This window comes from Enterobacter sp. JUb54 (genome assembly GCF_014298075.1).
Classification (GTDB): domain Bacteria; phylum Pseudomonadota; class Gammaproteobacteria; order Enterobacterales; family Enterobacteriaceae; genus Klebsiella; species Klebsiella lignicola.
The window spans coordinates 4,422,383-4,444,860 of sequence record NZ_CP060418.1; the positions used below are offsets into that span (position 1 = coordinate 4,422,383).

The 22,478-nt window shown below is 56.7% G+C and carries 19 protein-coding genes; 9 read left to right on the forward strand and 10 right to left on the reverse strand.

What is annotated here, in order from left to right; translation table 11 throughout:
* Window positions 1-5: 5 nt before the first annotated feature.
* The 4 genes from feoB to greB all read right to left on the reverse strand — a co-directional run bounded on the left by feoB (window position 6) and on the right by greB (window position 5,930).
* A complete protein-coding gene (gene feoB / locus HF679_RS20325; protein ID WP_123757321.1) occupies window positions 6-2,324 on the reverse strand; it encodes a Fe(2+) transporter permease subunit FeoB in 2,319 nt (772 codons plus the stop codon).
* 28 nt (window positions 2,325-2,352) lie between these two features.
* Window positions 2,353-2,580 (reverse strand): ferrous iron transporter A, encoded by a 228-nt coding sequence (gene feoA, locus HF679_RS20330; RefSeq protein WP_123757322.1) that lies wholly within the window; start codon window positions 2,578-2,580, stop codon window positions 2,353-2,355.
* A 444-nt stretch (window positions 2,581-3,024) separates the two neighbouring features.
* A complete protein-coding gene (locus tag HF679_RS20335; protein WP_187042340.1) occupies window positions 3,025-5,355 on the reverse strand; it encodes a Tex family protein in 2,331 nt (776 codons plus the stop codon).
* Window positions 5,356-5,456: 101 nt separating this feature from the next.
* Window positions 5,457-5,930, reverse strand: a complete 474-nt coding sequence (greB, locus tag HF679_RS20340) for a transcription elongation factor GreB (RefSeq protein WP_123757324.1) — start codon at window positions 5,928-5,930, stop codon at window positions 5,457-5,459.
* A gap of 246 nt (window positions 5,931-6,176) precedes the next feature.
* Here greB and ompR point away from each other — a divergent pair, with 246 nt between their 5' ends.
* Together ompR and envZ are read left to right on the forward strand one after the other, a co-directional pair.
* Entirely contained in the window at window positions 6,177-6,896 is a 720-nt protein-coding gene (gene ompR / locus HF679_RS20345) for a two-component system response regulator OmpR (RefSeq protein ID WP_006177890.1), read from the forward strand.
* The gene (gene envZ, locus HF679_RS20350) at window positions 6,893-8,254 is read left to right on the forward strand and encodes a two-component system sensor histidine kinase EnvZ (RefSeq protein ID WP_123757325.1); all 1,362 of its coding nucleotides are present in this window, start codon (window positions 6,893-6,895) and stop codon (window positions 8,252-8,254) included. The genes ompR and envZ overlap by 4 nt, the downstream gene beginning before the upstream one ends.
* A 120-nt stretch (window positions 8,255-8,374) precedes the next feature.
* On the opposite strand, the gene pckA is transcribed toward envZ, so the two are convergent.
* The 5 genes from pckA to HF679_RS20375 all read right to left on the reverse strand — a co-directional run bounded on the left by pckA (window position 8,375) and on the right by HF679_RS20375 (window position 14,558).
* A complete protein-coding gene (pckA, locus tag HF679_RS20355) occupies window positions 8,375-9,997 on the reverse strand; it encodes a phosphoenolpyruvate carboxykinase (ATP) (protein WP_123757326.1) in 1,623 nt (540 codons plus the stop codon).
* Window positions 9,998-10,361: 364 nt separating this feature from the next.
* Window positions 10,362-11,246 carry an Hsp33 family molecular chaperone HslO gene (hslO, locus tag HF679_RS20360; RefSeq protein WP_174510152.1) on the reverse strand — a complete coding sequence of 295 codons (885 nt, stop codon included), beginning with the start codon at window positions 11,244-11,246 and terminating at the stop codon, window positions 10,362-10,364.
* A 40-nt stretch (window positions 11,247-11,286) separates the two neighbouring features.
* The gene (gene hslR, locus HF679_RS20365; protein WP_123757328.1) at window positions 11,287-11,688 is read right to left on the reverse strand and encodes a ribosome-associated heat shock protein Hsp15; all 402 of its coding nucleotides are present in this window, start codon (window positions 11,686-11,688) and stop codon (window positions 11,287-11,289) included.
* Complete coding sequence (gene yrfG / locus HF679_RS20370; RefSeq protein WP_123757329.1) at window positions 11,685-12,368, reverse strand: GMP/IMP nucleotidase; 684 nt, start codon at window positions 12,366-12,368, stop codon at window positions 11,685-11,687. The genes hslR and yrfG overlap by 4 nt, the downstream gene beginning before the upstream one ends.
* A gap of 60 nt (window positions 12,369-12,428) precedes the next feature.
* A complete protein-coding gene (locus HF679_RS20375; RefSeq protein ID WP_123757330.1) occupies window positions 12,429-14,558 on the reverse strand; it encodes an intracellular growth attenuator family protein in 2,130 nt (709 codons plus the stop codon).
* 328 nt (window positions 14,559-14,886) lie between these two features.
* On the opposite strand from HF679_RS20375, the gene nudE reads away from it, so the two are divergent.
* Window positions 14,887-15,447: an ADP compounds hydrolase NudE gene (nudE, locus tag HF679_RS20380; RefSeq protein ID WP_123757331.1), complete on the forward strand. Its 561-nt coding sequence runs from the start codon at window positions 14,887-14,889 to the stop codon at window positions 15,445-15,447.
* Between the two features lie 67 nt (window positions 15,448-15,514).
* Here nudE and mrcA read toward each other — a convergent pair whose 3' ends face one another.
* On the reverse strand, window positions 15,515-18,073 hold the full coding sequence (gene mrcA, locus HF679_RS20385) for a peptidoglycan glycosyltransferase/peptidoglycan DD-transpeptidase MrcA (protein WP_187042341.1): 2,559 nt from the start codon (window positions 18,071-18,073) through the stop codon (window positions 15,515-15,517).
* 118 nt (window positions 18,074-18,191) lie between these two features.
* On the opposite strand from mrcA, the gene HF679_RS20390 reads away from it, so the two are divergent.
* From HF679_RS20390 to aroK, 6 genes are all read left to right on the forward strand, one after another.
* Window positions 18,192-18,977: a pilus assembly protein gene (locus tag HF679_RS20390; protein ID WP_123757333.1), complete on the forward strand. Its 786-nt coding sequence runs from the start codon at window positions 18,192-18,194 to the stop codon at window positions 18,975-18,977.
* A gap of 2 nt (window positions 18,978-18,979) precedes the next feature.
* Window positions 18,980-19,519, forward strand: a complete 540-nt coding sequence (locus tag HF679_RS20395; RefSeq protein ID WP_154145002.1) for a PilN domain-containing protein — start codon at window positions 18,980-18,982, stop codon at window positions 19,517-19,519.
* Window positions 19,503-19,952: a hypothetical protein gene (locus tag HF679_RS20400; RefSeq protein ID WP_123757335.1), complete on the forward strand. Its 450-nt coding sequence runs from the start codon at window positions 19,503-19,505 to the stop codon at window positions 19,950-19,952. Before HF679_RS20395 ends, HF679_RS20400 begins: the two co-directional genes overlap by 17 nt.
* Window positions 19,942-20,340, forward strand: coding sequence for a HofP DNA utilization family protein (locus tag HF679_RS20405; protein WP_123757336.1), 399 nt, complete (start codon window positions 19,942-19,944; stop codon window positions 20,338-20,340). Before HF679_RS20400 ends, HF679_RS20405 begins: the two co-directional genes overlap by 11 nt.
* The gene (gene hofQ, locus HF679_RS20410; protein ID WP_123757337.1) at window positions 20,264-21,517 is read left to right on the forward strand and encodes a DNA uptake porin HofQ; all 1,254 of its coding nucleotides are present in this window, start codon (window positions 20,264-20,266) and stop codon (window positions 21,515-21,517) included. Before HF679_RS20405 ends, hofQ begins: the two co-directional genes overlap by 77 nt.
* 389 nt (window positions 21,518-21,906) lie before the next feature.
* Window positions 21,907-22,428: a shikimate kinase AroK gene (gene aroK / locus HF679_RS20415; RefSeq protein ID WP_004868452.1), complete on the forward strand. Its 522-nt coding sequence runs from the start codon at window positions 21,907-21,909 to the stop codon at window positions 22,426-22,428.
* The last annotated feature ends 50 nt before the right edge of the window (window positions 22,429-22,478 follow it).

Consider the following 22,478-nt stretch of genomic DNA (forward strand, 5'->3'; position numbering starts at 1 on the left):
GTTTCCTAGTGGCAATCCCCTGCCGGGCTCTGGCAGCAGGATGACGGCGTTTTACGCGTGGCCAGCAGCGAGACATCCACCCGGCTCCGCGCCCGGCGCAGCAGACCAAAGACCACGATGTTAAACAGGATCACCGACAGGATGCACACCAGGCTATAGCGTGGATGCTGGCTGAAGCTGACGGTCTGGTAGTACAGCGTCGAGAGCGAATAAGCGATGTTCAGCCCCCACAGGATGGAGAATGACATCCAGCCGCGGCTGGATTCGCGGGCGATAGCCCCCATCACCGAGATGCACGGAATATAGAGCAGAACGAAAATCAGGTAGCTGTAGGCGGCCGCAGCGCTGCCGAACTTGCTGCCCATCACGCCCATGGCGCCGGTTTCCATTTCACCATCGCCTTTGCTGGCTTCGATAGGGTTAGCCAGCACGCTCAGGCTGAAGGTATCTTTCAGGCTCTGCCATGTCTCGTCTACCGCCGCTAGTAGCTCGTCACCAAGGTGGAACTCCTGCGGGTTAAAGGCTTCATTCTGGATATCTTCCGCGGTGTAGAGCGTGTTCAGCGTCCCGACCACCACTTCTTTGGCCATTGCGCCGGTAAACAGCCCGACCGTCGCCTGCCAGTTATCTTCATGCACGCCGATTGGTTTGAAAATCGGCGTGATCACCCGGCTGACCGACGCCAGCGCCGAATCGTTGATGTTGTTCACCAGTTTTCCGTTGAGCGAGAAGCTGTTCAGGGCGCTGAGGAAGATACTGACGATGACGATAACTTTACCCGCGCGCAGCACGAAGCCCTTCAGGCGCTGCCAGGTCTGGATAATCAGGCTCTTAATATGCGGAACGTGATAGACCGGAAGCTCCATCACGAACGGCGAGGCTTCGCCACGCATGATGGTGTGCTTGAGCATCAGACCGGTCAGGATCGCCATCACAATGCCAAGCAGATACAGCGAGAACACCGCCAGCGCACCGTTCTGACCAAAAAACGCGGCGGCGAAGACGGCGAAGATCGCCAGGCGTGCGCCGCAGGACATAAACGGCGCCATCATGATAGTCATCAGGCGTTCACGCGGTGCATCCAGCGTGCGCGCCCCCATCACCGACGGGACGTTACAGCCGAAGCCGACAATTAGCGGCACGAAGGATTTGCCCGGCAGACCCAGCGCCTGCATCAGGCGGTCCATGACGAACGCCGCGCGCGCCATATAACCGGAGTCCTCAAGGAAGGAGAGGAACAGGTACATCATGCCAATCTGCGGCACCAGCGGCAGGACGGTATTGATACCGCCGCCAATCCCCTGGGCCAGGAAAACGGTCAGCCAGTCCGGAAGGTGCAGGGTGTAGCCCAGCCACTGGATACCGTGGATAAAGATAGCCACGGAACCGGCGTCAAAGAACGGCTGCAGCGCGCCGCCGATGTTGATCGCCAGCAGGAACATCAGGTACATGACAAACAGAAACACCGGCAGCCCCAGCACGCGGCTGAGGACGATTTTATCCATCGCGGCGGTGAAGCGGCTCGGTTCGGCGGTCAGGGTGTTGCTGACCGCATCGCAGATGGCGGCGATGCTTTGATAGCGGGCGTCGGCAATATGCAGCGCCGGGTCGTCAATCTCGTTGCTCAGGTTGGCGAGAGCGGACTCCAGTTTATGCTCGGCATTACCGGCGTAAGCGCGGCTGTAAATATCGCCCTCCAGCATCTGCAGACCCAGCCAGCTGCGTTGACGTGCCGGGATTTCCTGCGCCATCTCCTGGGCCAGCATGTCGGCTTCACGCAGCAGCGGCTGCGGATAGTGCACCAGTTCGAGCGCGGTATTTTGCTGGTGGCGATCGACCGCCATTTTTAAGGCTTCGATCCCGCGACCGCGCGTAGAAACCAGCGGGATCACCGGGCAGCCGAGACGGGCCGCAAGCGCATCAACGTCGATACGGATTTTTTGCTTCTCGGCGATATCCAGCATATTCAGGGCGACGATGCAGGGGAATCCGAGTTCCAGTAACTGGAGCGTCAGGTAGAGGTTACGTTCCAGGTTCGAGGCGTCGACCACGTTAATCAGCATGTCGGCGTCGCCGCTGAGGATATAGTGGCAGGCAATCTGCTCATCCAGAGAGGTCTGCGAAGAGATGGTGGTGAGCGAGTATGTTCCCGGCAGGTCAACCAGCGTGACCTGGTGGTCCGTGGTGCTAAACGCCCCTTCTTTGCGCTCAACGGTCACCCCGGCCCAGTTGCCTACGCGCTGGCGGGCGCCGGTGAGCTGGTTGAATAACGTTGTTTTACCGGAATTAGGATTTCCAATTAAACCAATGGTTAATTTTTTCATATTTCAGACTCTAAGTGCCGGGCTGGCGTTATTGTGCAACCGCTTCCAGTTCGATTAATTCGAGATCTTTTTTACGTAATACCAGGCTCACGCGCCGGGTTTCGATATGAACGGGATCGCCAAGCGGTGCGACGCGAACCACACTAAAAGAAGAGCCCGGCAGCATTCCAAGAGACAGCAGTTTCTGACGATAAGCCGGGCTAATATCGCGAGAGAAACCAGTGATTTTCCACGCACTATGAGGAGTGAATTGCATAGGGCCTACTTGTCATCGCTAAGTCAATGAGAACGGATTGCATACGATAGCTACACCGCGCCGGGGAGCATCGCCAACGGAGAAAATATATACTGACTATAAATGATGATAATGATAATGGTTTTTATCATCAATACATAAGCGGTGTAATAATCAACTTAGCCCGGCAAATTTGCCGGTTTTTTGATATGACGCAAGGTCTGTGGTGTGGCGAAAAATAAGGCCAAAGTGAGCCGCTGTCGTTAATGTTTAATTAAGGTTTCATTGGTTAACAAAATGAAATCTTTATGCGGAGAATATTTACTCATTTTATTGACCGTAATTAACGGTAATTAACCGGTTACGAGAATATATAAACACTCAGAGATTACTGGCAGAGGGAAAGGGAATGGCGAGCGTTGCAGGTAAGAAAACGGCCCCTCATAGCGAGGGGCCGGGAAGGCATTAACGTTTTTTGCCCATTGCCGCAGCCAGCGCGTCCATCATGGCGCTGTTACCGGCTGACGCCGTTTCGCGGCCGCGAGGTTTTGCTGCTTTCGCTGCCGGGCGGTTGCCCTGCGGGCGTTCGCTGCCGCCGCCGCGTCGGGCGTTACTCTCACCTGGCTGCTCGTCCAGGCGCATGGTTAAGGCGATACGCTTGCGCTGCAGATCGACCTCCATCACTTTCACCTGCACGATATCGCCGGCTTTGACCACAGTATGCGGGTCCTCGACGAATTTATTCGACAGCGATGAGATATGCACGAGGCCATCCTGGTGAACGCCGATATCGACAAAGGCGCCAAAGTTGGTGACGTTGGTGACCGCCCCTTCAAGCACCATGCCGGGCAGCAGGTCGTTCATGGTCTCGACGCCGTCGGCAAACTTCGCGGTTTTGAACTCTGGACGCGGGTCACGCCCCGGTTTTTCCAGCTCTTTGATGATGTCGGATACCGTCGGCACACCAAACTTGTCATCGGTGAAATCGACGGCTTTCAGGTTGCGCAGTTCGCTGCTGTTGCCCATCAGGTCGTTTAGCGCCTGCTGGGTGGCGGCCAGAATGCGCTCCACGATCGGGTAGGCTTCCGGGTGCACGGTAGAGGCATCCAGCGGGTTATCGCCGTGGTTGATGCGCAGGAAGCCGGCACACTGTTCAAAGGCTTTTGGCCCGAGGCGGCTCACTTTCAGCAGTTGCTGGCGGTTCTGGAACTGACCGTTTTCATCACGCCAGGCGACGATATTCTGCGCCATCATTCGGGTCAGACCGGCCACGCGGGTGAGCAGCGGTACGGAGGCGGTGTTCAGATCTACGCCGACGGCGTTTACGCAGTCCTCGACGACCGCATCCAGCTTACGCGCCAGCTGCGACTGGCTGACGTCGTGCTGATACTGGCCCACGCCAATGGATTTCGGGTCGATTTTAACCAGCTCGGCCAGCGGGTCCTGCAGGCGACGGGCGATAGATACTGCACCACGAATGGAGACGTCGAGGTCCGGGAACTCCAGCGCCGCGAGTTCGGAGGCGGAGTAGACGGAGGCGCCCGCTTCGCTAACGATCACCTTCTGCGCGGTAACTTTCGGGAACTGCTGCTGCACGTCGAGGAAGAAACGCTCGGTTTCGCGGGAAGCGGTGCCGTTACCGATCGCCACCAGTTCGACGTTGTGTTTTTCACACAGCGCAGCCACGGCAACCGCCGCTTTGGCGGCCTGCCCGGTGTGCGGGTAGATGGTATCGGTGGCTACCAGTTTACCGGTGCCATCGACAACCGCGACCTTCACCCCGGTACGCAGACCCGGATCGAGGCCCATGGTGGCGCGCAGGCCAGCAGGCGCCGCCATCAGCAGATCGTGCAGGTTGCGGGCGAAGACGTTGATTGCTTCGTCTTCCGCGCGTTCACGGACGGTGCCCATCAGTTCGGTTTCGAGGTGCATCAGCACCTTAATGCGCCACGTCCAGCTCACCACGCCTTTACGCCAGCTGTCTGCCGGGGCGTTGTTCAGGCGCAGGCCAAGGTGATTGATAATAATGAGCTCGCACTGGCTCTCTTTCGGCGGCTCGTCGAACTGCGGGTCGGCATTGAGGGCCAGCTGCAGTATGCCTTCGTTGCGCCCACGGAACATCGCCAGCGCACGGTGTGAAGGGACGGTAGCGATCGGCTCGTGATGGTCGAAGTAGTCGCGGAACTTGGCGCCTTCTTCTTCTTTACCCGTCACGACGGTGGCGACCAGGTGGGCATTCTTCCACAGATAGTCGCGTACTTTTGCCAGCAGCTGGGCGTCTTCGGCGAAACGCTCCATCAGAATGTAGCGTGCGCCATCCAGGGCGGCTTTGGTATCGGCGACACCTTTGTCGGCGTCGATAAATCTGGCGGCTTCCGTCTCCGGATCGTGGGACGGTTCGTTCCACAGCAGGTCTGCCAGCGGCTCCAGTCCGGCCTCAATCGCAATCTGCCCGCGGGTGCGGCGTTTGGGTTTGTACGGCAGGTAGAGGTCTTCGAGCTCGGTTTTGCTCAGGGTGGTGGTGATGGCTTTTTCCAGCGCGTCGGTCAGCTTGCCCTGTTCGCCGATCGATTTGAGAATCGACTGACGGCGGTCTTCCAGTTCACGCAAATAACCGAGACGGGTTTCCAGATTACGCAGCTGCGTGTCATCCAGACCGCCGGTGACTTCTTTACGATAGCGTGCAATAAACGGCACGGTATTCCCTTCATCAAGCAGGCGAACGGCAGCTTCTACCTGTTCAGACCTGGCCTGAAGTTCACCCGCAATAATGCGGCAGAGCGAATCATTCATCATGTCTATTTCATCTTGTGGATCGAAAATCAGGGGATAGTTATACGGGCTGGCACGGTAAAATGCCAGTCGCCGCACGAGGCTCTCAGAATGTTCCGGACGCGCTATTTAACATATTCAATCTCGTTCACGTACCAGCTGGCTTCGCCTGCCGGGGTGTTGACCACCGCCAGGTCGCCGACCTCTTTTTTCAACAGCGCGCGGGCCATCGGCGAGTCGATGGAGATGTAGTCTTTGCGCCCGAAGATTTCATCGTAGCCCACGATGCGAAAACGCTTGGTATCGCCGTCGTCGTTCTCGATTTCCACCCACGCGCCGAAGAACACTTTGCCTTCCTGCTGCGGGGAGTAATCGACAATCTTCAGATGCTCCAGGCATTTGGTGAGATAGCGTACCCGGCGGTCGATTTCGCGCAGACGCTTCTTGTTGTACTGGTAATCCGCATTCTCGCTTCGGTCACCGAGGCTGGCAGCCCAGGTGACTTTCTTCGTCACTTCCGGACGCTCTTCACGCCACAAGTAGTCCATTTCTTTTTTAAGTTTTTCATACCCTTCACGGGTGATCAGCGGCGTTTTCATTCATCGATCTACCTTCAGGTTACCGGTATTGCACGTGGGGATGTGCGGTTGCGCACAATTCGTAGTGCGTAATAATACCGACAGGATAAATAATGTGTCTTATGATTAAATGTATGCTTAAGCTGCTGTTAAATATGCTTTGTAACAATTTAGCCTGGAATATATACCAGATTTAGCTGGTGGGCGAGCCGGGCTTTTTTGAGAATACGCACTGACAAATGCAGTGAACCTTTGGGAGTATAAACAATGCAAGAGAATTATAAGATTCTTGTTGTCGATGATGACATGCGTCTGCGTGCGCTGCTCGAACGTTATCTGACCGAGCAAGGCTTCCAGGTTCGTAGCGTCGCCAACGCTGAACAGATGGATCGTCTGTTAACCCGCGAATCGTTCCACCTGATGGTGCTTGATCTGATGCTGCCGGGCGAAGATGGCTTGTCCATTTGCCGTCGTCTGCGTAGCCAGAGCAACCCGATGCCGATCATCATGGTGACGGCGAAAGGGGAAGAAGTTGACCGTATCGTGGGCCTCGAAATTGGTGCTGACGACTACATTCCGAAACCATTTAACCCGCGTGAACTGCTGGCCCGTATCCGTGCCGTGCTCCGTCGTCAGGCGAATGAGCTGCCGGGCGCGCCGTCGCAGGAAGAAGCGGTAATCGCTTTCGGCAAGTTCAAGCTGAACCTCGGCACCCGTGAGATGTTCCGTGAAGATGAGCCAATGCCGCTCACCAGCGGCGAGTTCGCGGTACTGAAAGCGCTGGTCAGCCATCCGCGCGAACCGCTCTCCCGTGACAAGCTGATGAACCTGGCCCGTGGTCGCGAATACTCGGCGATGGAGCGTTCCATCGACGTGCAAATCTCCCGCCTGCGTCGCATGGTGGAAGAAGACCCGGCCCACCCGCGTTATATCCAGACCGTGTGGGGGCTTGGCTACGTATTTGTGCCGGACGGCGCTAAGGCATGAAACGCCTGCGCTTCTCGCCGCGAAGCTCGTTTGCCCGCACCCTGTTGCTGATCGTCACTCTGCTGTTTGTCAGCCTGGTGACGACCTATCTGGTGGTGCTGAACTTTGCGATCCTGCCGAGCCTCCAGCAGTTTAATAAGGTACTGGCATACGAAGTGCGTATGCTGATGACCGATAAGCTGCAGCTGGAGGACGGTACCCAACTGGTGGTGCCGCCGGCGTTTCGGCGCGAGATTTACCGCGAGCTGGGGATTTCGCTGTACTCCAACGAAGCGGCGGAAGATGCAGGTCTGCGTTGGGCGCAGCATTATGAGTTCTTAAGTCAGCAGATGGCGCACCAGCTAGGTGGGCCAACCGAAGTGCGGGTTGAGGTGAATAAAAGCTCTCCCGTGGTGTGGTTGAAAACCTGGCTGTCACCCAATATCTGGGTGCGCGTACCGCTGACGGAAATCCATCAGGGCGACTTCTCGCCGCTGTTCCGCTATACCCTGGCGATTATGCTGCTGGCGATTGGCGGGGCCTGGCTGTTTATCCGTATTCAGAACCGACCCCTGGTTGACCTGGAGCATGCAGCGTTGCAGGTTGGACGCGGCATTATTCCGCCACCGCTGCGGGAGTACGGTGCCTCTGAAGTGCGATCGGTGACCCGGGCCTTTAACCATATGGCCGCCGGCGTCAAACAGCTGGCGGACGACCGTACTCTGCTAATGGCCGGCGTCAGTCACGATCTGCGTACGCCATTGACGCGTATTCGTCTGGCGACGGAGATGATGGGCGAAGAGGACGGCTACCTCGCCGAATCGATCAACAAAGATATCGAAGAGTGTAACGCCATCATCGAGCAGTTCATCGACTACCTGCGTACCGGTCAGGAGATGCCGATGGAGCTGGCGGACCTGAACTCGGTGCTGGGTGAGGTTATCGCGGCAGAGAGCGGCTACGAGCGGGAAATCGCGACTAACCTGCAGCCAGGCGAAATCCCCCTGCGGATCCATCCGCTGTCGATCAAGCGTGCGCTGGCCAATATGGTGGTTAACGCCGCGCGTTATGGCAACGGTTGGATTAAGGTGAGCAGCGGTAGCGAAGCCAACAGCGCGTGGTTCCAGGTTGAGGATGATGGTCCGGGGATCAAACCGGAGCAGCGCGAGCATCTGTTCCAGCCGTTTGTTCGCGGCGACAGCGCCCGAAGCACCAGCGGAACCGGACTGGGGCTGGCGATTGTGCAGCGTATTATCGATAACCATAACGGTCGCCTGGAGATTGGCTCCAGTGAACGCGGTGGCTTGTTGATTCGTGCGTGGCTGCCGGTGCCGTTCCAGCGCGTACAGGCGCCTACGAAGCCAGGGAAAGAGAGTTAATCTACCCAGGCTGTGAGTAGTGATAAACGTAAAAAGCCGGGCGAACGCCCGGCTTTTTCTTTATTTGCTGCCTGTCACCGAGATAGCGTGCCGCGATAGCAGCACGCTAGCGACTGAGGGTTAGCGTTTCGGGCCTGCGGCCACCAGCGCTGCGCCTGCCGGCGTATCGGTGTACTTCTCAAAGTTCTCAACGAACAGCTTCGCCAGCTGCTCGGCTTTCTCCTGCCACTGCTCCGGCGACGCGTAGGTATTACGCGGGTCGAGAATATGCGTATCCACACCCGGCAGCGAGGTCGGGATCTGCAGATCAAACATCGGCAGGGTGAAGGTTTCTGCATCGTCCAGCGAACCGTCGAGAATAGCGTCGATAATGGCGCGGGTATCTCTAATCGAGATACGTTTGCCGGTGCCGTTCCAGCCGGTGTTGACCAGGTAGGCCTGGGCGCCGGATGCCTGCATGCGTTTTACCAGCACTTCCGCATACTGCGTCGGGTGCAGCGACAGGAACGCCGCGCCGAAACAGGCTGAGAAGGTCGGCGTTGGTTCGGTCACACCACGCTCGGTACCCGCCAGCTTGGCGGTAAAGCCGGAGAGGAAGTGGTACTGGGTCTGGTCAGCGGTCAGGCGCGATACCGGCGGCAGTACGCCGAAGGCATCCGCGGTCAGGAAGATGACTTTGGTGGCATGGCCAGCTTTAGAGACCGGCTTAACAATGTTTTCGATATGATCGATCGGGTAGGAGACACGGGTGTTCTCGGTTTTCGAACCATCATCGAAATCAATGGTGCCGTCAGCGCGCACGACGACGTTTTCCAGCAGCGCATCGCGGCGGATAGCGTGATAGATATCCGGCTCGGCGGCTTCCGACAGTTTAATGGTCTTGGCGTAGCACCCGCCTTCGAAGTTGAAGACGCCGTCGTCATCCCAGCCGTGCTCGTCATCGCCAATCAGGCGGCGTTTCGGGTCGGTGGACAGGGTGGTTTTGCCGGTGCCGGAAAGCCCGAAGAAGACCGCAACATCTCCTTTTTCGCCGACGTTGGCGGAGCAGTGCATCGATGCGATACCCTGCAGCGGCAGCAGGTAGTTCATGATAGAGAACATCCCTTTCTTCATCTCGCCGCCGTACCAGGTCCCGCCGATCAGCTGAATGCGCTCGGTCAGGTTGAAGGCGACGAAGTTCTCAGAGTTCAGACCCTGTTCTTGCCACTGCGGGTTGGTGCATTTGGCGCCATTCATCACGATAAAGTCTGGCGTAAACTGTGCCAGTTCTTCTTCGCTTGGGCGGATAAACATGTTTTTGACAAAGTGTGCCTGCCAGGCCACTTCGGTAATGAAACGCACGCTCAGGCGGGTGTCGGCGTTGGCGCCACAGAACGCATCAACGATGAAAAGGCGTTTACCCGAAAGCTGATCGGTGACCAGACCTTTCAGATGCTGCCAGGTTTCCTGAGACAGCGGTTTGTTGTCGTTCTTACCGTTGCCTTTATCTGACCACCAGACGGTATCGCGGGTTGTGTCATCGCGAACGATATATTTATCTTTCGGCGAACGACCGGTGAAAATACCGGTATCGACAGCGATCGCACCGAGACTGGTGAGGGTACCACGCTCATACCCTTCCAGATTGGGATCGAGTTCCTCTTGATACAATGTTTCGTAGCTTGGATTGTGGACGATATCCTGGACGTCGTTGATACCATAAGCCTTGAGATCCTGCGGGGTTAAACCATGATTAACGCGCATGTCACTGCTCCTTAGCCATTAAGATATACTGCTTCAAATTGTAGGGGTTCTTTAGGGGTATAGACCGCGACCAGGCTCATAGATTTACGTATCTCGACAAACGCCTTACTTACGAAAAACACGGTGACTCCTGTCACGAAGCGTGCGTGATTATCTCAGGAAAATGGCGATGGGTGGTGATAGATGTTTCTTATTGGTTAAAAAGTAATTAAAGAAACTGCTGAAATGTGAATGTAATCGCTTTCTTGAAAGAAAGTTACGTAACTCTTTCAGTGAAAATCGATTCATCTCGCGAAGGAAAATTTCACGCCAGCGGCGGCGGCGGCAGAAAACCGACACCGGGCCCGCTGGCGGGGGAAGAAAATCAGTGAACCTGTGGGTCGGCCGGAGAGGCGTTATTGCGGATCTCGGCGATATCCATCGCATTGAAGAGGTAATGACTGCCGCAGTAATCGCAGTGCATATCAATTTCGCCTTCGTCAGCCAGAATGCTGTCGATCTCTTCATCCGGCAGCGTTTTCAGCGCACCGGCGCAGCGCTCGCGAGAACAAGTGCATTTAAATTCCACGTTCTGCGGATCGTAAACGGTCACTTCTTCTTCGTGATACAGGCGCCACAGAACGTCGGTCGCAGACAGGGTGAACAGCTCTTCGGCTTTGATGGTTTCCGTCAGCGTCGCCAGATGCTCGAAGTCTGCCGCCTGTGCATCCTGTGCCGGCATCACCTGCAGCAACATGCCACCCGCCATCGGTTTACCTTCAAGTTCACCGGTACGGATGACCAGACGGGTCGGCAGCTGCTCAGAGCGCTGGAAATAATCTTCCAGACAGGCCGCGAGGGTGTCGCCTTCCAGACCGACGACGCCCTGATAGCGCTCGCCTTCATCCGGAGAGATAGTAATGACGAGATAACCATTGCCGACCAGCGTTTTCAGATCCGCATCTTCCGGAATATCGCCCTGAACGCGCGCGACGCCGCGCAGCTGCTGCTGGTTGGTGCCGTTAATCACCGCCAGAGACAGCGGCCCGTCGCCCTGCAACTGCACGGTAATATCACCGGCAAATTTAAGCGTTGCGGTCAGCAGGCTGGTGGCAACCAGCAGCTCGGCCAGCACGGTTTTAACCGGCTGCGGATAGCTGTGATTCTCCAGAATCTGCGCCAGGGTTTCTGATACGGTCACCAGTTCACCGCGCACGGCAACGTTTTCAAACAGGTAACGATGTAATTGATCGTGTTGAGTCATAATTATCTCTCTTGCTGGTCACAGTGGCTTCTACGGATATAGAAGGTTATTCACTGTCACCGTGTTTAAATCTCATCAGGTCGCGGCGTTCTTTCTTGTCCGGACGTCTGTCGGGATGGGGCATGGTCAGCGCATTCATTTTGCGTGCCAGCGCCGTTTTCTCGCGCTTTTCGATGCTCTCCGCTGTCTCTTCATACAACGAGACGGCTTCGCTGGCGGGCCGGCGTTGTTCCATGATCGCTTTGACGAGTAGCGTGCGGTCGTCATTGCCCTGGCGTAGGGTCAGGATTGCGCCTGGCTCGACGATTTTCCCAGGCTTACTGCGCTGCCCGTTGTAGTGCACCTTACCGCCTTCAATCATCTCGCGCGCCAGCGCACGGGTTTTATAGATGCGGGCCGCCCACAGCCATTTGTCCAGCCTGACGGCATCGACGGGTTTTTCTTTCATGGCCTCTCCTGTTGGGTCAGGGAAGGGATCAGCCGCCGGTAATCGTTCAACCCTGGGTGGCGAGCATAGCTTTTTTCCGCCAGCCCGGAATCCGGATTGGTGATGCCAAGACAGTAGCGAATACCGAACTGCGCGGCAGCATCCAGAATGGCCTCGTTATCATCGACAAAGAGCGTTTTACGCGCATCAAAGCCGGTTTCTTCCTCGACCGCACGCCATAAGCGCTGATCCTCTTTCGGATAACCAAATGTGTGGGTGGAAAGCAATAAATCAAGGTGTGCATCGAGGCCGGTATGCTTAAGTTTAACGGCCAGGTTGTGCGGATGGGCGTTGGTCAACAGGATCCGCTGCTTGCCGCTGGCCTTGAGCGCATCAAGGAATGGCACGGTATCTTCACGCAGTGAAGCGCGTGGCCCCTGCTCGCTGGTCATCGCACGAATATCCAAATTCAGACGCTCGCTCCAGTAATCAAGACAGTACCAGTTTAGCGTATGCTGAACCGCATGATACTCCTGGTGCATCGCCTCTTTGGCTTCTGTCAGGCTGAGCCCGCGGGCGGCCCCCCAGGTTTCCGGGACCAGCTTTTGCCAGAAATAGTTGTCAAAGGCGAGGTCGAGCAGCGTGCCATCCATATCCAGCAGAACGGTATCGACCTCCTGCCAGGCAATATCTACGTGCATGGTGAGTCTCCAGCGAGGGGGGAAATGCGCGACAGGGTATCACACCCATCGCGCCGGGAATTACTCTTGATGATCCGTCGAGGGGATGAGGACCGGATTCAGGCAGCTTTCATAGTATTTCTGAATATCTTCCATCCGCTGGCGATGGCGCTGGTAGCGACGAATCGTCAGGACGCCGTGCCACGACATGCAGCCTAACATCGTCAGCAGCAGCAGGGTGGTGCCAAGATAGCGCCACAGACCGGAGCGGTCAGGAATGCGATGCAGATTGATGTGCTGTGTCCCGTTGGCATCGGTGAACAGATTGGTGACGATCCCTTCGGCGTGGAATGGCGTACGCATCAGCATGCCAGCCAACCGTTGCAGTTCACCCCACTGTTCATGGGCCGGATAGTCATACAGGCTGGTGGTGGGCCACGGCTGATTGACCAGCTCGCTGCCTTCATCGCTGGCGATCACGAAGCCGCCAGGGGCCGGGCTGTTCAGCGCCTGTGCCGCACGCGATGTCTCGCGAACGATAAACGGCGCGGTTGAGGTGGTGACGAGGTTCTCCAGTGATTCGGCGCTGACCGGGCGAAGCAGCACGTTGACGCCATCCAGCTTGCCTGAACTGGCGCGCTTGGTCAGGGCTTCCCAGTTACGGGTATTGCCAAGGTTAACCAGCGCATTTTTCAACCGGGTACAGTCATCTTTGGCCGAACACAGGCTATTGGTTTTAATCACGATATCGCCAAAGTCGTCCAGCAATACCATGCCTGATTTCTGAATTGCCGAGCGCAGCGCCGGGCTGACGCGTGAATCATCGTCCGGGTCAGGATGCAGCTGGCGCTGAACGGACTGCATCAGCGCGGTGGCTTTACTGACAATGTCGGACTCCGGCAGCGGCAGCGGCGGGGCTTCATTCCAGATGATCTGTGAACAATCGAAGGGCATAAACGGCGAATTCTCTTTGGCCGTCCAGCTGTCGGGAGAGTGGATATTACACATCCCAATGCCTTTCAACCTGAGCGTATCGCCGATGCGAACCTGCGACTTTTCCATTTGCGCGACGGTGGTAGCTTCAATTGTCTGCGCGCCCTTCAGCCAAGAGAGGGTGAATTTAAACGGCATATTCAGCGGCACGCTGGCCCACAGCATCACCACCACCAGCAGCGCGCCGCTGGCGATAATCGCGCTGCGCAGCCAGTACTGCAGAGGGAAGTGTTTCACCTCATCGTGCAATGACAGGAAGCGACCCTGGCGAACGACATGGCGACTCAGATAGATATCGATATCCGTTTGCTGGCCGAGATCCTGGGCAATCCAGGGCTGCCAGTGGCGTGGGTAAATCAGATCGATAATTCCCAGGGAGATGTTGTTGATCTGCTCCTGGTCATTTTCGCCAAACAGGCCCCAGCGTTTTGGCATTCCGCGCAGGCAGTGGATCTCCCGGAGCGAGGTCTTACGCGGCGGGGCATAGATCCCCCACAGGCCTGCTGCCAGCAGCAGCAAGCCGCCAGCCAGCAACCACGGCGTAAACACGTAGGGGCTGATCAGGCTGAAGTAAAACAGCAGGAACGAGGCGACGATGAGGACGGCTTCACGAAGGCCGTCAGGACGAATCAGGGCGTGTTCTTCCTGGCTTTCCTGGCGAATGTTCAGCAGCTCAATCTGCTCGCTCTCTTCCCCGCGTATTGAGGCCTGGGTGGCCGATACCCGCTCAAGCGCGAAGTTGCGATGCTCCTGCGGATAATCGCTGAGCGCATGACCATTGAGTGCAATGACCAGCGGCAGGCTCTCGGTAGGGATCAGCTCAATGTTATTTTCGTCATTGATATATTGTTCCCAGAACGGTGGCAGATGAACTTCTACCGAGTCGAGGAAATAGCGCCATTTGTTCGATTCGTCAGTGGTAATGCCGTAGCGCGTAATCGCGCGGGTGACGGTAAAGACGGTATCGCTCTGAGGCGTTAATGAGAGATCGGCCGGCGCCACGCTGGCTCCGGATGCCGGCGTCTGCTGTGAGCGATTGACGCCCTCGAGGTATTTTTCTACCGCCCGCTGTTCATCCGTCGTGATCTTGCGCGTCGCGGCGTCACTAAAGGCATGCAGCAGGGGGAGGCGGCGACGTCTGGCATGCACGCGATACCACCACCCGATGAGCAATGCGCAGATTAGCAGAGCTGTGACAGAAATCAGAAAGGTGCCCATGCCCATCCCATCATAGTTATTCTTTTCTTACAGGTTCGTCGATTGCATAACACGTTGCGCAAACCTGCAGTTTGCTCGTGGCAGATGTCGTGTAAATACGGGAAAAATTAGTATGCGATACAGCTGCCTGGTAGCTTATCAAAAACGCAAAAAATCAGGAATCAGTAAATTCTCAAAGACATTTCAAACTATTGACTTTTTTATCTTAATCAGCGTTCGCCTACCGCTATTTAGGTTGCAATTATGTAAATTAGTGGCGAATTGAATTGCCGAAACCGTGGCGCGTATCGCACAATGCCTTCTGGAATCACAGCATAGATCGATAACAATGAGCAAATCATTACAAAAACCCACCATTCTTAATGTTGAAACAGTAGCGCGTTCGCGTCTTTTTAACGTTGAAAGTGTGGATCTGGAGTTCAGCAACGGTGTGCGTCGCGTGTATGAACGCATGCGTCCTTCTACGCGTGAAGCCGTGATGATTGTCCCGATTGTTGATGACCACCTCATCCTGATTCGTGAATATGCCGTTGGCACCGAATCCTATGAACTGGGGTTCTCCAAAGGGTTGATTGATCCGGGTGAAACCGTGCTGGAGGCGGCGAACCGCGAACTGAAAGAAGAAGTCGGTTTCGGTGCCAACCAGCTGACGTTCCTGAAAAAACTGAGCATGGCGCCGTCGTATTTCTCCAGCAAGATGAATATTCTGGTGGCGGAAGACCTGTATCCGGAATCGCTGCCGGGCGATGAGCCGGAGCCGTTACCGCAGGTGCGCTGGCCGATATCGCAGCTGATGACGCTGCTGGATGAAGAAGACTTTAATGAAGCGCGCAACGTCAGTGCGTTGTTCCTGGTCCGTGAATGGCTGCTGGCTCAGGGGCGGTTGTAGTTCGCGAAAGTCAGGTGCCGATCCGAGCACAGAGATAAAGAAAAAGCGCCCGCAGGCGCTTTTTTTGTCAGAACAATTCGTGAGTTTCGCCACCGCCATCGGTGATGGTGGTCCCCACTTCATGCACCGCCTGATGAGTAGGCTGCGTGCCTTCGATGAAGTATTCGGCGCGGCTGTTACCCCCGCTCGCGAGCTGCCCGGTGCTCCGGTCGATATTCACCGTCACCACGCCAGGTGGCGGAGTTAGTGGCTCTTCCGGTACGCCTTCCAGCACCCGTTTCATAAAGTCATCCCAGGCCGGCTGGGCGCTTTTTGCCCCCCCTTCATAGCCGGAGATCTGATCTTTAATCGCCCCGGAAGCGGTGGTCCGCCCCAGGTCGCGGCGGTGATCGTCGAAACCAATCCATACCGACGTGACGACGCCAGGACCGTAGCCCGAGAACCAGGCGTCTTTAGAGCTGTTGGTGGTCCCGGTTTTACCGCCGATATCTTTGCGTTGCAGGTCGCGACCGGCACGCCAGCCGGTACCCATCCAGCCTGGTTCGCCGAAAATGTTGGTGTTCAGCGCGCTTTTAATCAGGAATGCCAGCGGGGTGTTAATCACGTGCGGCGCGTATTCCTGCGTGCCGGTTTGCGCGACCAGAGACTGGTTAGCCTGTTCAAGCTGTGGCTGCGGCGGTACCGGAATATTCTGTGCGGTGTCAGAGGTGGCGACATCTTCGACATCCTTGTTTTCCAGCACGTTGGATTTCGGTGTGTCACCGTAAATCACCGGCACATCGCACTGTGGGCAGGCAATCTTCGGTCGTTCTTCGAAGATCACACCGGCCTGGTCGTTCTCGATTTTGCTGATAAAGAAAGGCGTCACCAGGAAACCGCCGTTCGCCATCACCGAGTAACCGCGGGCCACCTGCAGCGGCGTAAAGGAAGCGGAACCCAGCGCCAGCGATTCGGTACGTACGATATTCTGTGCCGGGAAGCCGAAGCGCTGCAGATATTCCGCGGCATAATCGACGCCCATAGCGCGCATGGCGCGTACCATCACCACGTTTTTCGACTGTCCCAGCCCCTGACGCAGGCGGATCGGGCCGGCGTACTGCGGCGGGGAGTTCTTCGGCTGCCAGTCGGAACCGGCGCCGGCGTCCCAGCGGGAAATCGGTACGTCGTTGAGCATACTTGCCAGGGTCAGGCCCTTATCCATCGCCGCGGTATAGAGGAACGGCTTGATGTTTGAGCCGACCTGACGCAGCGCCTGGGTCGCGCGGTTAAATTTGCTCTGATTGAAATCGAAACCGCCAACCAGCGCGATAATGGCGCCATTTTGCGGGTTGATGGATACCAGCGCCGAGTTGACGTCCGGAACCTGTGAGAGCGCCCAGTTAGCACCCACCTGGCGCACCCACACCTGCTGCCCGGCCTGCAGTACGTCGGTCACTTTACGTGGCGTAGCGCCCTGTTGGGTATCGGAGATAAAGCGACGCGCCCAGCGGACGGCATCAATATTCAGCGTGACGGCGGTACCGTTGTTTAATAGTGCAACGGCTTCCTGCGGGTTCGCCGCGGTGATCACCGCAGGCGTCAGCGGCCCGTATCCCGGCAGTCGTTTGAGCTCCGCCAGAATTTTAGCGTTATCCCACGGGGTTTCACCCACTTTCCACAGCACATTTGCCGGGCCGCGGTAGCCGTGGCGCATATCGTAATCCAGCACATTATTGCGGACTGCCTGCTGGGCCGATTGCTGATTTTTACGGGTAATGGTGGTGTAAACGCGGTAGCCATCTTCATAGGCCTGCTCGCCGTAGCGGCGGACCATTTCCTGGCGGACCATTTCACTCAGATAAGGCGCGGAGAAGGCAATTTCCGGTGCGTGGTAGCGAGCGTCGATGCTTTCGCTACGTGCGCTGTCGTACTGCGTCTGGGTGATATAGCCTTCACTCAGCATACGCGCCAGAACCACGTTGCGACGTGCGGTAGCGCGATCCATCGAATAGAGCGGGTTAAAGGTCGACGGCGCTTTAGGCAGGCCGGCAATCACCGCCATTTCACTCAGCGTCAGCTGATCGACGTTTTTACCAAAGTAGACCTGCGCCGCGGCGCCAACGCCGTAGGCACGGTAGCCGAGATAGATTTTATTCAGGTACAGCTCAAGGATTTCATCTTTATTCAGCAACTGCTCGATGCGGATCGCCAGGAAGGCTTCTTTGATCTTACGCATCAGAGTCTTCTCCGGACTGAGGAAGAAGTTACGCGCAAGCTGCTGAGTGATGGTACTGGCACCTTGCGAAGCATGCCCGGAGAACATGGCCACGCTGGCGGCACGGAAGATACCGACGGGGTCAACACCGTGGTGCTCATAGAAACGGCTGTCTTCGGTGGCAATAAACGCTTTGATCAGTTCAGGCGGCATTTGCCGCAACGTGACAGGAATACGACGTTTTTCGCCATATTGCGCGATCAGCTCGCCATCCGCGCTATAGACCTGCATCGGGATCTGCAAACGCACATCCTTCAAGGTCGCGACATCGGGGAGTTGCGGCTCAATATATTTATAAAGGCCAAAAATCGAGCCTGCTCCCAGCAGTACGCAACAGACTGCAAGGATCAATAGATACTTTACGAACTTCACCGGAGATTTCCCATTTAGTTTGATTTGGGCAGTTTATAAACAAACGCGCGGTAGTATAAAGGCAAGCCTGGTGCATTGATAGAGTCGAGCCGTAATGGCGGACAAGGAGATCGTAAGCATGGCTTTCAGCAACTGGCGAATAGGGATGCATATCCAGCAGGACGAAATCGTGCTTGTGGCGCTGCGTTACGCGCGCTCACGTTGGGCGTTATGTCGCTGGTGGCGTATCCCGCTGACACCCGGCACCGTTCGTCATGGAATGGTGGTTGACGTTGTCGGGCTGGCACAGCAGCTACGGCACTGGCGGCGAGAGTTGCCGCTGCAACACCAGGTCAGCATTGCCTTTCCGGCCAGCCGAACCCTGCAAAAGCGGCTGCCGCGAACACAGCTGTCCCTCAGCGAAAGTGAACGCGCGCAATGGATAACCAGCGTTATGGCACAGCAACTGGAAATGCCCGTCGCCTCACTCTGCATCGATTATTCGGCCGCACCGGCACTGACTGAATGGCGGGTGACGGCGGCGCAACGCCTGGAGATCGACCTGCTGCGCCAGCTCGCGGTGCGTCTGAAGCTAAGAGTGGCAGAGATTGTGCCGGATGCCAGTGCTCTCAGCGCCTATTTCCCCTGGCTGCCTTCAGGATCGCACGGTCTGGGGTGGCGTCATGGCCAGAACTGGTTGTGGGCCACGCAAGAGGGTTGGGGCTGCTCGTCCTGCACTGAAACCGCTTCATTTACCCAGCTTGCCCGGCAGATCAACGCCGAGTCACTCCAGCATTGCGCTGCTGGTTCCGGCGATGAACCCTGCTTTGACCCCTGGAGCGTCATTTACCGCCTGCAACCCCCGTTGCCAGAGGGCGGCGATGGCTTTGCCGTGGCGATCGGGCTGGCGTTAGGCGGGCGTTAACCATGGCTGCCCTGGTCAATTTTCTACCCTGGCGTGACGTGCGCCGCCGTCAGCGAGTGCGCATCGGGATGCTGTATGCCATCGGGCTGGTACTGGCGCTGCTGACGATCGCCGTGGCTCAGCGGGCAGCACGCGACGCCGGCGAGGCACCTGTCGCGGTACGCATGGCGGCGGACAACCAGCTCCTTGCTGCCCTCAGCCAGCGCGAAAGCCTGCTGCTGGAGCGGCAACAGCAGTGGGAACAACGGCGCCAGCGGCAGCACAGACGAGCGTTGACCGAGGCCTGGCATCAGCGTCTACAGACCATTGCCACGCGGCTTCCATCACAGGTCTGGTTAACCCGGCTGGAGTATCAGCGTGATGCCCTGACGTTGAGCGGGCAGGCCTTGAACCTGAACGCCGTAGCGGGGCTGGAGCAGGCTCTCAGTGCGGTTTCCGGGTTCCGGCCCGCGAGGGCTGGTGAAACGCGTCGCGGTGAGCAGGGGTACTGGCAGTTTAGTTTTTCGCTTGCCGGAGAGCACGCCGATGCGAGCCATCATTGAGCGCTGGAGCGGGCTGCTTTATACCGGGCGCGGCGGCCAGCTGGCGCTGCCGATCGTGCTGGTATTGCTGGTGGCGGGGTATTTCTGGTTCTCGTTACCACCTGCGCCAGTTGAAGGCCATGAGCCTCCCGGCATACGCCAGCAGTGGCTGCGGCTGATGCCGCTACAGGTCGCTGCGCAGCAGGATAGCGTTGAAGAACCCATCACGCAGCGCTTTTCTCCGATGGATCTGCCCGGTGCTGGCAGCAAACTGCTGGCCTGGCGTCCTGTGGGGCGAGGGGGAGAACTGGTGCTGGATGTCCGCTGGCAGGCGGTACCGCCTCTGTTTTCGTGGCTCGCGCAGTGCAGTATGCGCGTCACGGCGTTTTCACTTCATCCTCTCAAGGGATCGTTGCAGATGACGCTGGCGCTGGAGGCCGAGCATGCGGATTAACGGGTGGTGTCTGTTGTGTCTGCTTCCGTTGCCGGGGCTGGCTGCCGAACGCGATCCGTTTGAGCCAGTGGAAGACCGCTGCCAGACGGCGCAGCTGGCGCAATGGCATTACGGCGGCGCGGTGGGTACTGCGCAGCAGAACGTGGGTTACCTGCAGGACAGCGCAGGGAAATGGCGCCGCGTACGGGTGGATGACGTCTTGCCTTCTGGCTGGCAAGTCACTGCGCTGACGGCGGAACGCATTGAAATCACTACCGGGCCAGGATGCGAACCCCTGCATTGGGCGTGGAAGCGAAAGGAGGTCGGAATAAATGATGCGATGGATAAGCCTGCTGATTCTGCTGCTACCAGCAATGGCGCTTACCGCGAGCGGAGCGGCAAAAAATGAGCCGCCAGTTTCTCTGATGGTTGATGATGTGCCGGTTGCTCAGGTGCTGCAAACCCTGGCAGAAATGCGGCAAAAAAACCTGATTATCGCGCCGGACGTCAGCGGTTCGCTGTCGCTGCATCTTAAAAATATTCCCTGGCAGCAGGCGTTACGGTCGGTTATCGATAGCGCCGGACTGACGCTTAGCCAGCAGGGCACGGTTCTCTATGTGCACACGCTGGCCTGGAAAAACGCCCGGCAGGCACAGCAGGAGGCGGAACGTGAGAAGCGATTACTTAGCTTGCCGTTACAACGGCACAGCATGACTTTGCACTATGCCGACGCGGCGGAGCTGGCGAAGGTCGGGGATAAATTACTCAGCGCTCGTGGCAGCCTGACGGTGGATACACGCACCAATCGCCTGCTGATGCGCGATGATGCCCGCCATCTTGCGATCCTGAAAGCGTGGGCGCAGGAGATGGATCTCCCGGTTGGTCAGGTCGAACTGGCTGCGCATATTGTTTCCATGAGTGAAACCAGCCTGCGTGAACTGGGGGTGAAATGGAGTCTGGCCGAGGCCAGCAATACGCCAGGTTTCGGCAAGCTAACGACCTTGAGCAGTCAGCAGGCGGTAAGTCATGCCGATACACGGGCCGGTTTTAACATCGGTCGCATCAGCGGGCGGTTGCTGGAACTGGAGCTCTCGGCGCTGGAACAAAAGCAGCTGGTGGAAATCATCGCCAGCCCCCGTTTGCTGGCTTCCCACATGCAGCCTGCCAGTATCAAACAGGGGAGCGAGATCCCGTATCAGGTTTCCCGGGGTGAAAACGGCGCGACTTCGGTGGAGTTTAAAGAAGCGGTGTTAGGCATGGAGGTCACGCCAACGGTTCTGCAGCAAAACCGTGTGCGCCTGAAGTTACGGATTAGCGAAAATACGCCGGGCCAGGCCCTGAAACAGGAGAATGGCGAAGTGCTGGCGATCGACAAACAAGAAATTGAAACCCAGGTCGAAGTGAAAAGCGGTGAAACGCTGGCGCTGGGCGGCATATTTTCACAAAAAAAGAAATCAGCCCGCGATGGTATTCCCTTACTTAGCGATATCCCCTTGCTTGGTCAGCTGTTTCGTCACGATGGTAAAGGGAAGGAACGACGTGAACTGGTGGTCTTCATCACCCCACGAATTCTGGCAGTGCATTAAGCCCTTTTATTGCTAAACACGTTTCAGGTGTTTGACGTGAGGACGGATTTAGCATACAAGGGGTACCGATTTGAGAGTCGGGTACGGCATCAATCTTCTTTTTTGTCCGGTGATTTAAACAAGATCACTCAGGATGCATCAAGGCGGCAAGCTGATTTACCCCCAGAAACATAGATAACTATGCACCTGGAGGCGAAAAAGTGCAGCCGACGGCAGGGTAGTTTGAATATTGAAGAGTATATTCAGTTGCCAAACCTGCCTGAGTATTGAGATAATTTTCAGTCTGACTCTCGCTCTATTGCATATGAGGTTTCAGTTCATGTCCTGCTGCGCCGGGTAGTTGCGAAGCGGGTTTACCATTAACGAATAGTCTTAGTAGTACCGAAAAAATGGCAGAGAAACGCAATATCTTTCTGGTTGGGCCTATGGGTGCCGGCAAAAGCACTATTGGGCGCCAGTTAGCCCAACAGCTCAATATGGAATTTTACGATTCTGATCAAGAGATTGAGAAACGCACTGGCGCAGATGTAGGCTGGGTTTTCGATGTCGAAGGTGAAGACGGCTTCCGCGACCGTGAAGAAAAGATCATCAATGAGTTGACGGAAAAGCAGGGAATTGTGCTGGCGACTGGCGGCGGCTCTGTGAAATCCCGTGAAACGCGTAACCGTCTCTCCGCCCGCGGCGTGGTGGTGTACCTGGAAACAACGATCGAAAAACAGCTTGCCCGTACGCAGCGTGATAAAAAGCGTCCTCTCTTACAAGTTGAAGCGCCGCCTCGCGAAGTTCTTGAAGCGTTGGCCGACGAACGCAACCCACTGTATGAAGAGATTGCTGACGTCACTATCCGTACCGACGATCAAAGCGCAAAAGTCGTGGCAAACCAGATTATTCATATGCTGGAAAGCAATTGATTCTGGCTTAATAAAGAGCGTCAGAGTAAAAGCAACTGAGGTGGACGTCG

Bases quoted from the DNA above. Each gene is read 5' to 3' on its own strand.
- HF679_RS20390 (WP_123757333.1), top strand. From the start codon at position 18,192: ATGGCTTTCAGCAACTGGCGAATAGGGATGCATATCCAGCAGGACGAA.
- feoB (WP_123757321.1), bottom strand. From the start codon at position 2,324: ATGAAAAAATTAACCATTGGTTTAATTGGAAATCCTAATTCCGGTAAA.
- pckA (WP_123757326.1), bottom strand. From the start codon at position 9,997: ATGCGCGTTAATCATGGTTTAACCCCGCAGGATCTCAAGGCTTATGGT.
- ompR (WP_006177890.1), top strand. From the start codon at position 6,177: ATGCAAGAGAATTATAAGATTCTTGTTGTCGATGATGACATGCGTCTG.
- hofQ (WP_123757337.1), top strand. From the start codon at position 20,264: ATGATGCGATGGATAAGCCTGCTGATTCTGCTGCTACCAGCAATGGCG.
- yrfG (WP_123757329.1), bottom strand. From the start codon at position 12,368: ATGCACGTAGATATTGCCTGGCAGGAGGTCGATACCGTTCTGCTGGAT.
- HF679_RS20400 (WP_123757335.1), top strand. From the start codon at position 19,503: ATGCGAGCCATCATTGAGCGCTGGAGCGGGCTGCTTTATACCGGGCGC.
- HF679_RS20375 (WP_123757330.1), bottom strand. From the start codon at position 14,558: ATGGGCACCTTTCTGATTTCTGTCACAGCTCTGCTAATCTGCGCATTG.
- HF679_RS20405 (WP_123757336.1), top strand. From the start codon at position 19,942: ATGCGGATTAACGGGTGGTGTCTGTTGTGTCTGCTTCCGTTGCCGGGG.
- envZ (WP_123757325.1), top strand. From the start codon at position 6,893: ATGAAACGCCTGCGCTTCTCGCCGCGAAGCTCGTTTGCCCGCACCCTG.
- HF679_RS20395 (WP_154145002.1), top strand. From the start codon at position 18,980: ATGGCTGCCCTGGTCAATTTTCTACCCTGGCGTGACGTGCGCCGCCGT.
- nudE (WP_123757331.1), top strand. From the start codon at position 14,887: ATGAGCAAATCATTACAAAAACCCACCATTCTTAATGTTGAAACAGTA.
- hslR (WP_123757328.1), bottom strand. From the start codon at position 11,688: ATGAAAGAAAAACCCGTCGATGCCGTCAGGCTGGACAAATGGCTGTGG.
- greB (WP_123757324.1), bottom strand. From the start codon at position 5,930: ATGAAAACGCCGCTGATCACCCGTGAAGGGTATGAAAAACTTAAAAAA.
- aroK (WP_004868452.1), top strand. From the start codon at position 21,907: ATGGCAGAGAAACGCAATATCTTTCTGGTTGGGCCTATGGGTGCCGGC.
- feoA (WP_123757322.1), bottom strand. From the start codon at position 2,580: ATGCAATTCACTCCTCATAGTGCGTGGAAAATCACTGGTTTCTCTCGC.
- HF679_RS20335 (WP_187042340.1), bottom strand. From the start codon at position 5,355: ATGATGAATGATTCGCTCTGCCGCATTATTGCGGGTGAACTTCAGGCC.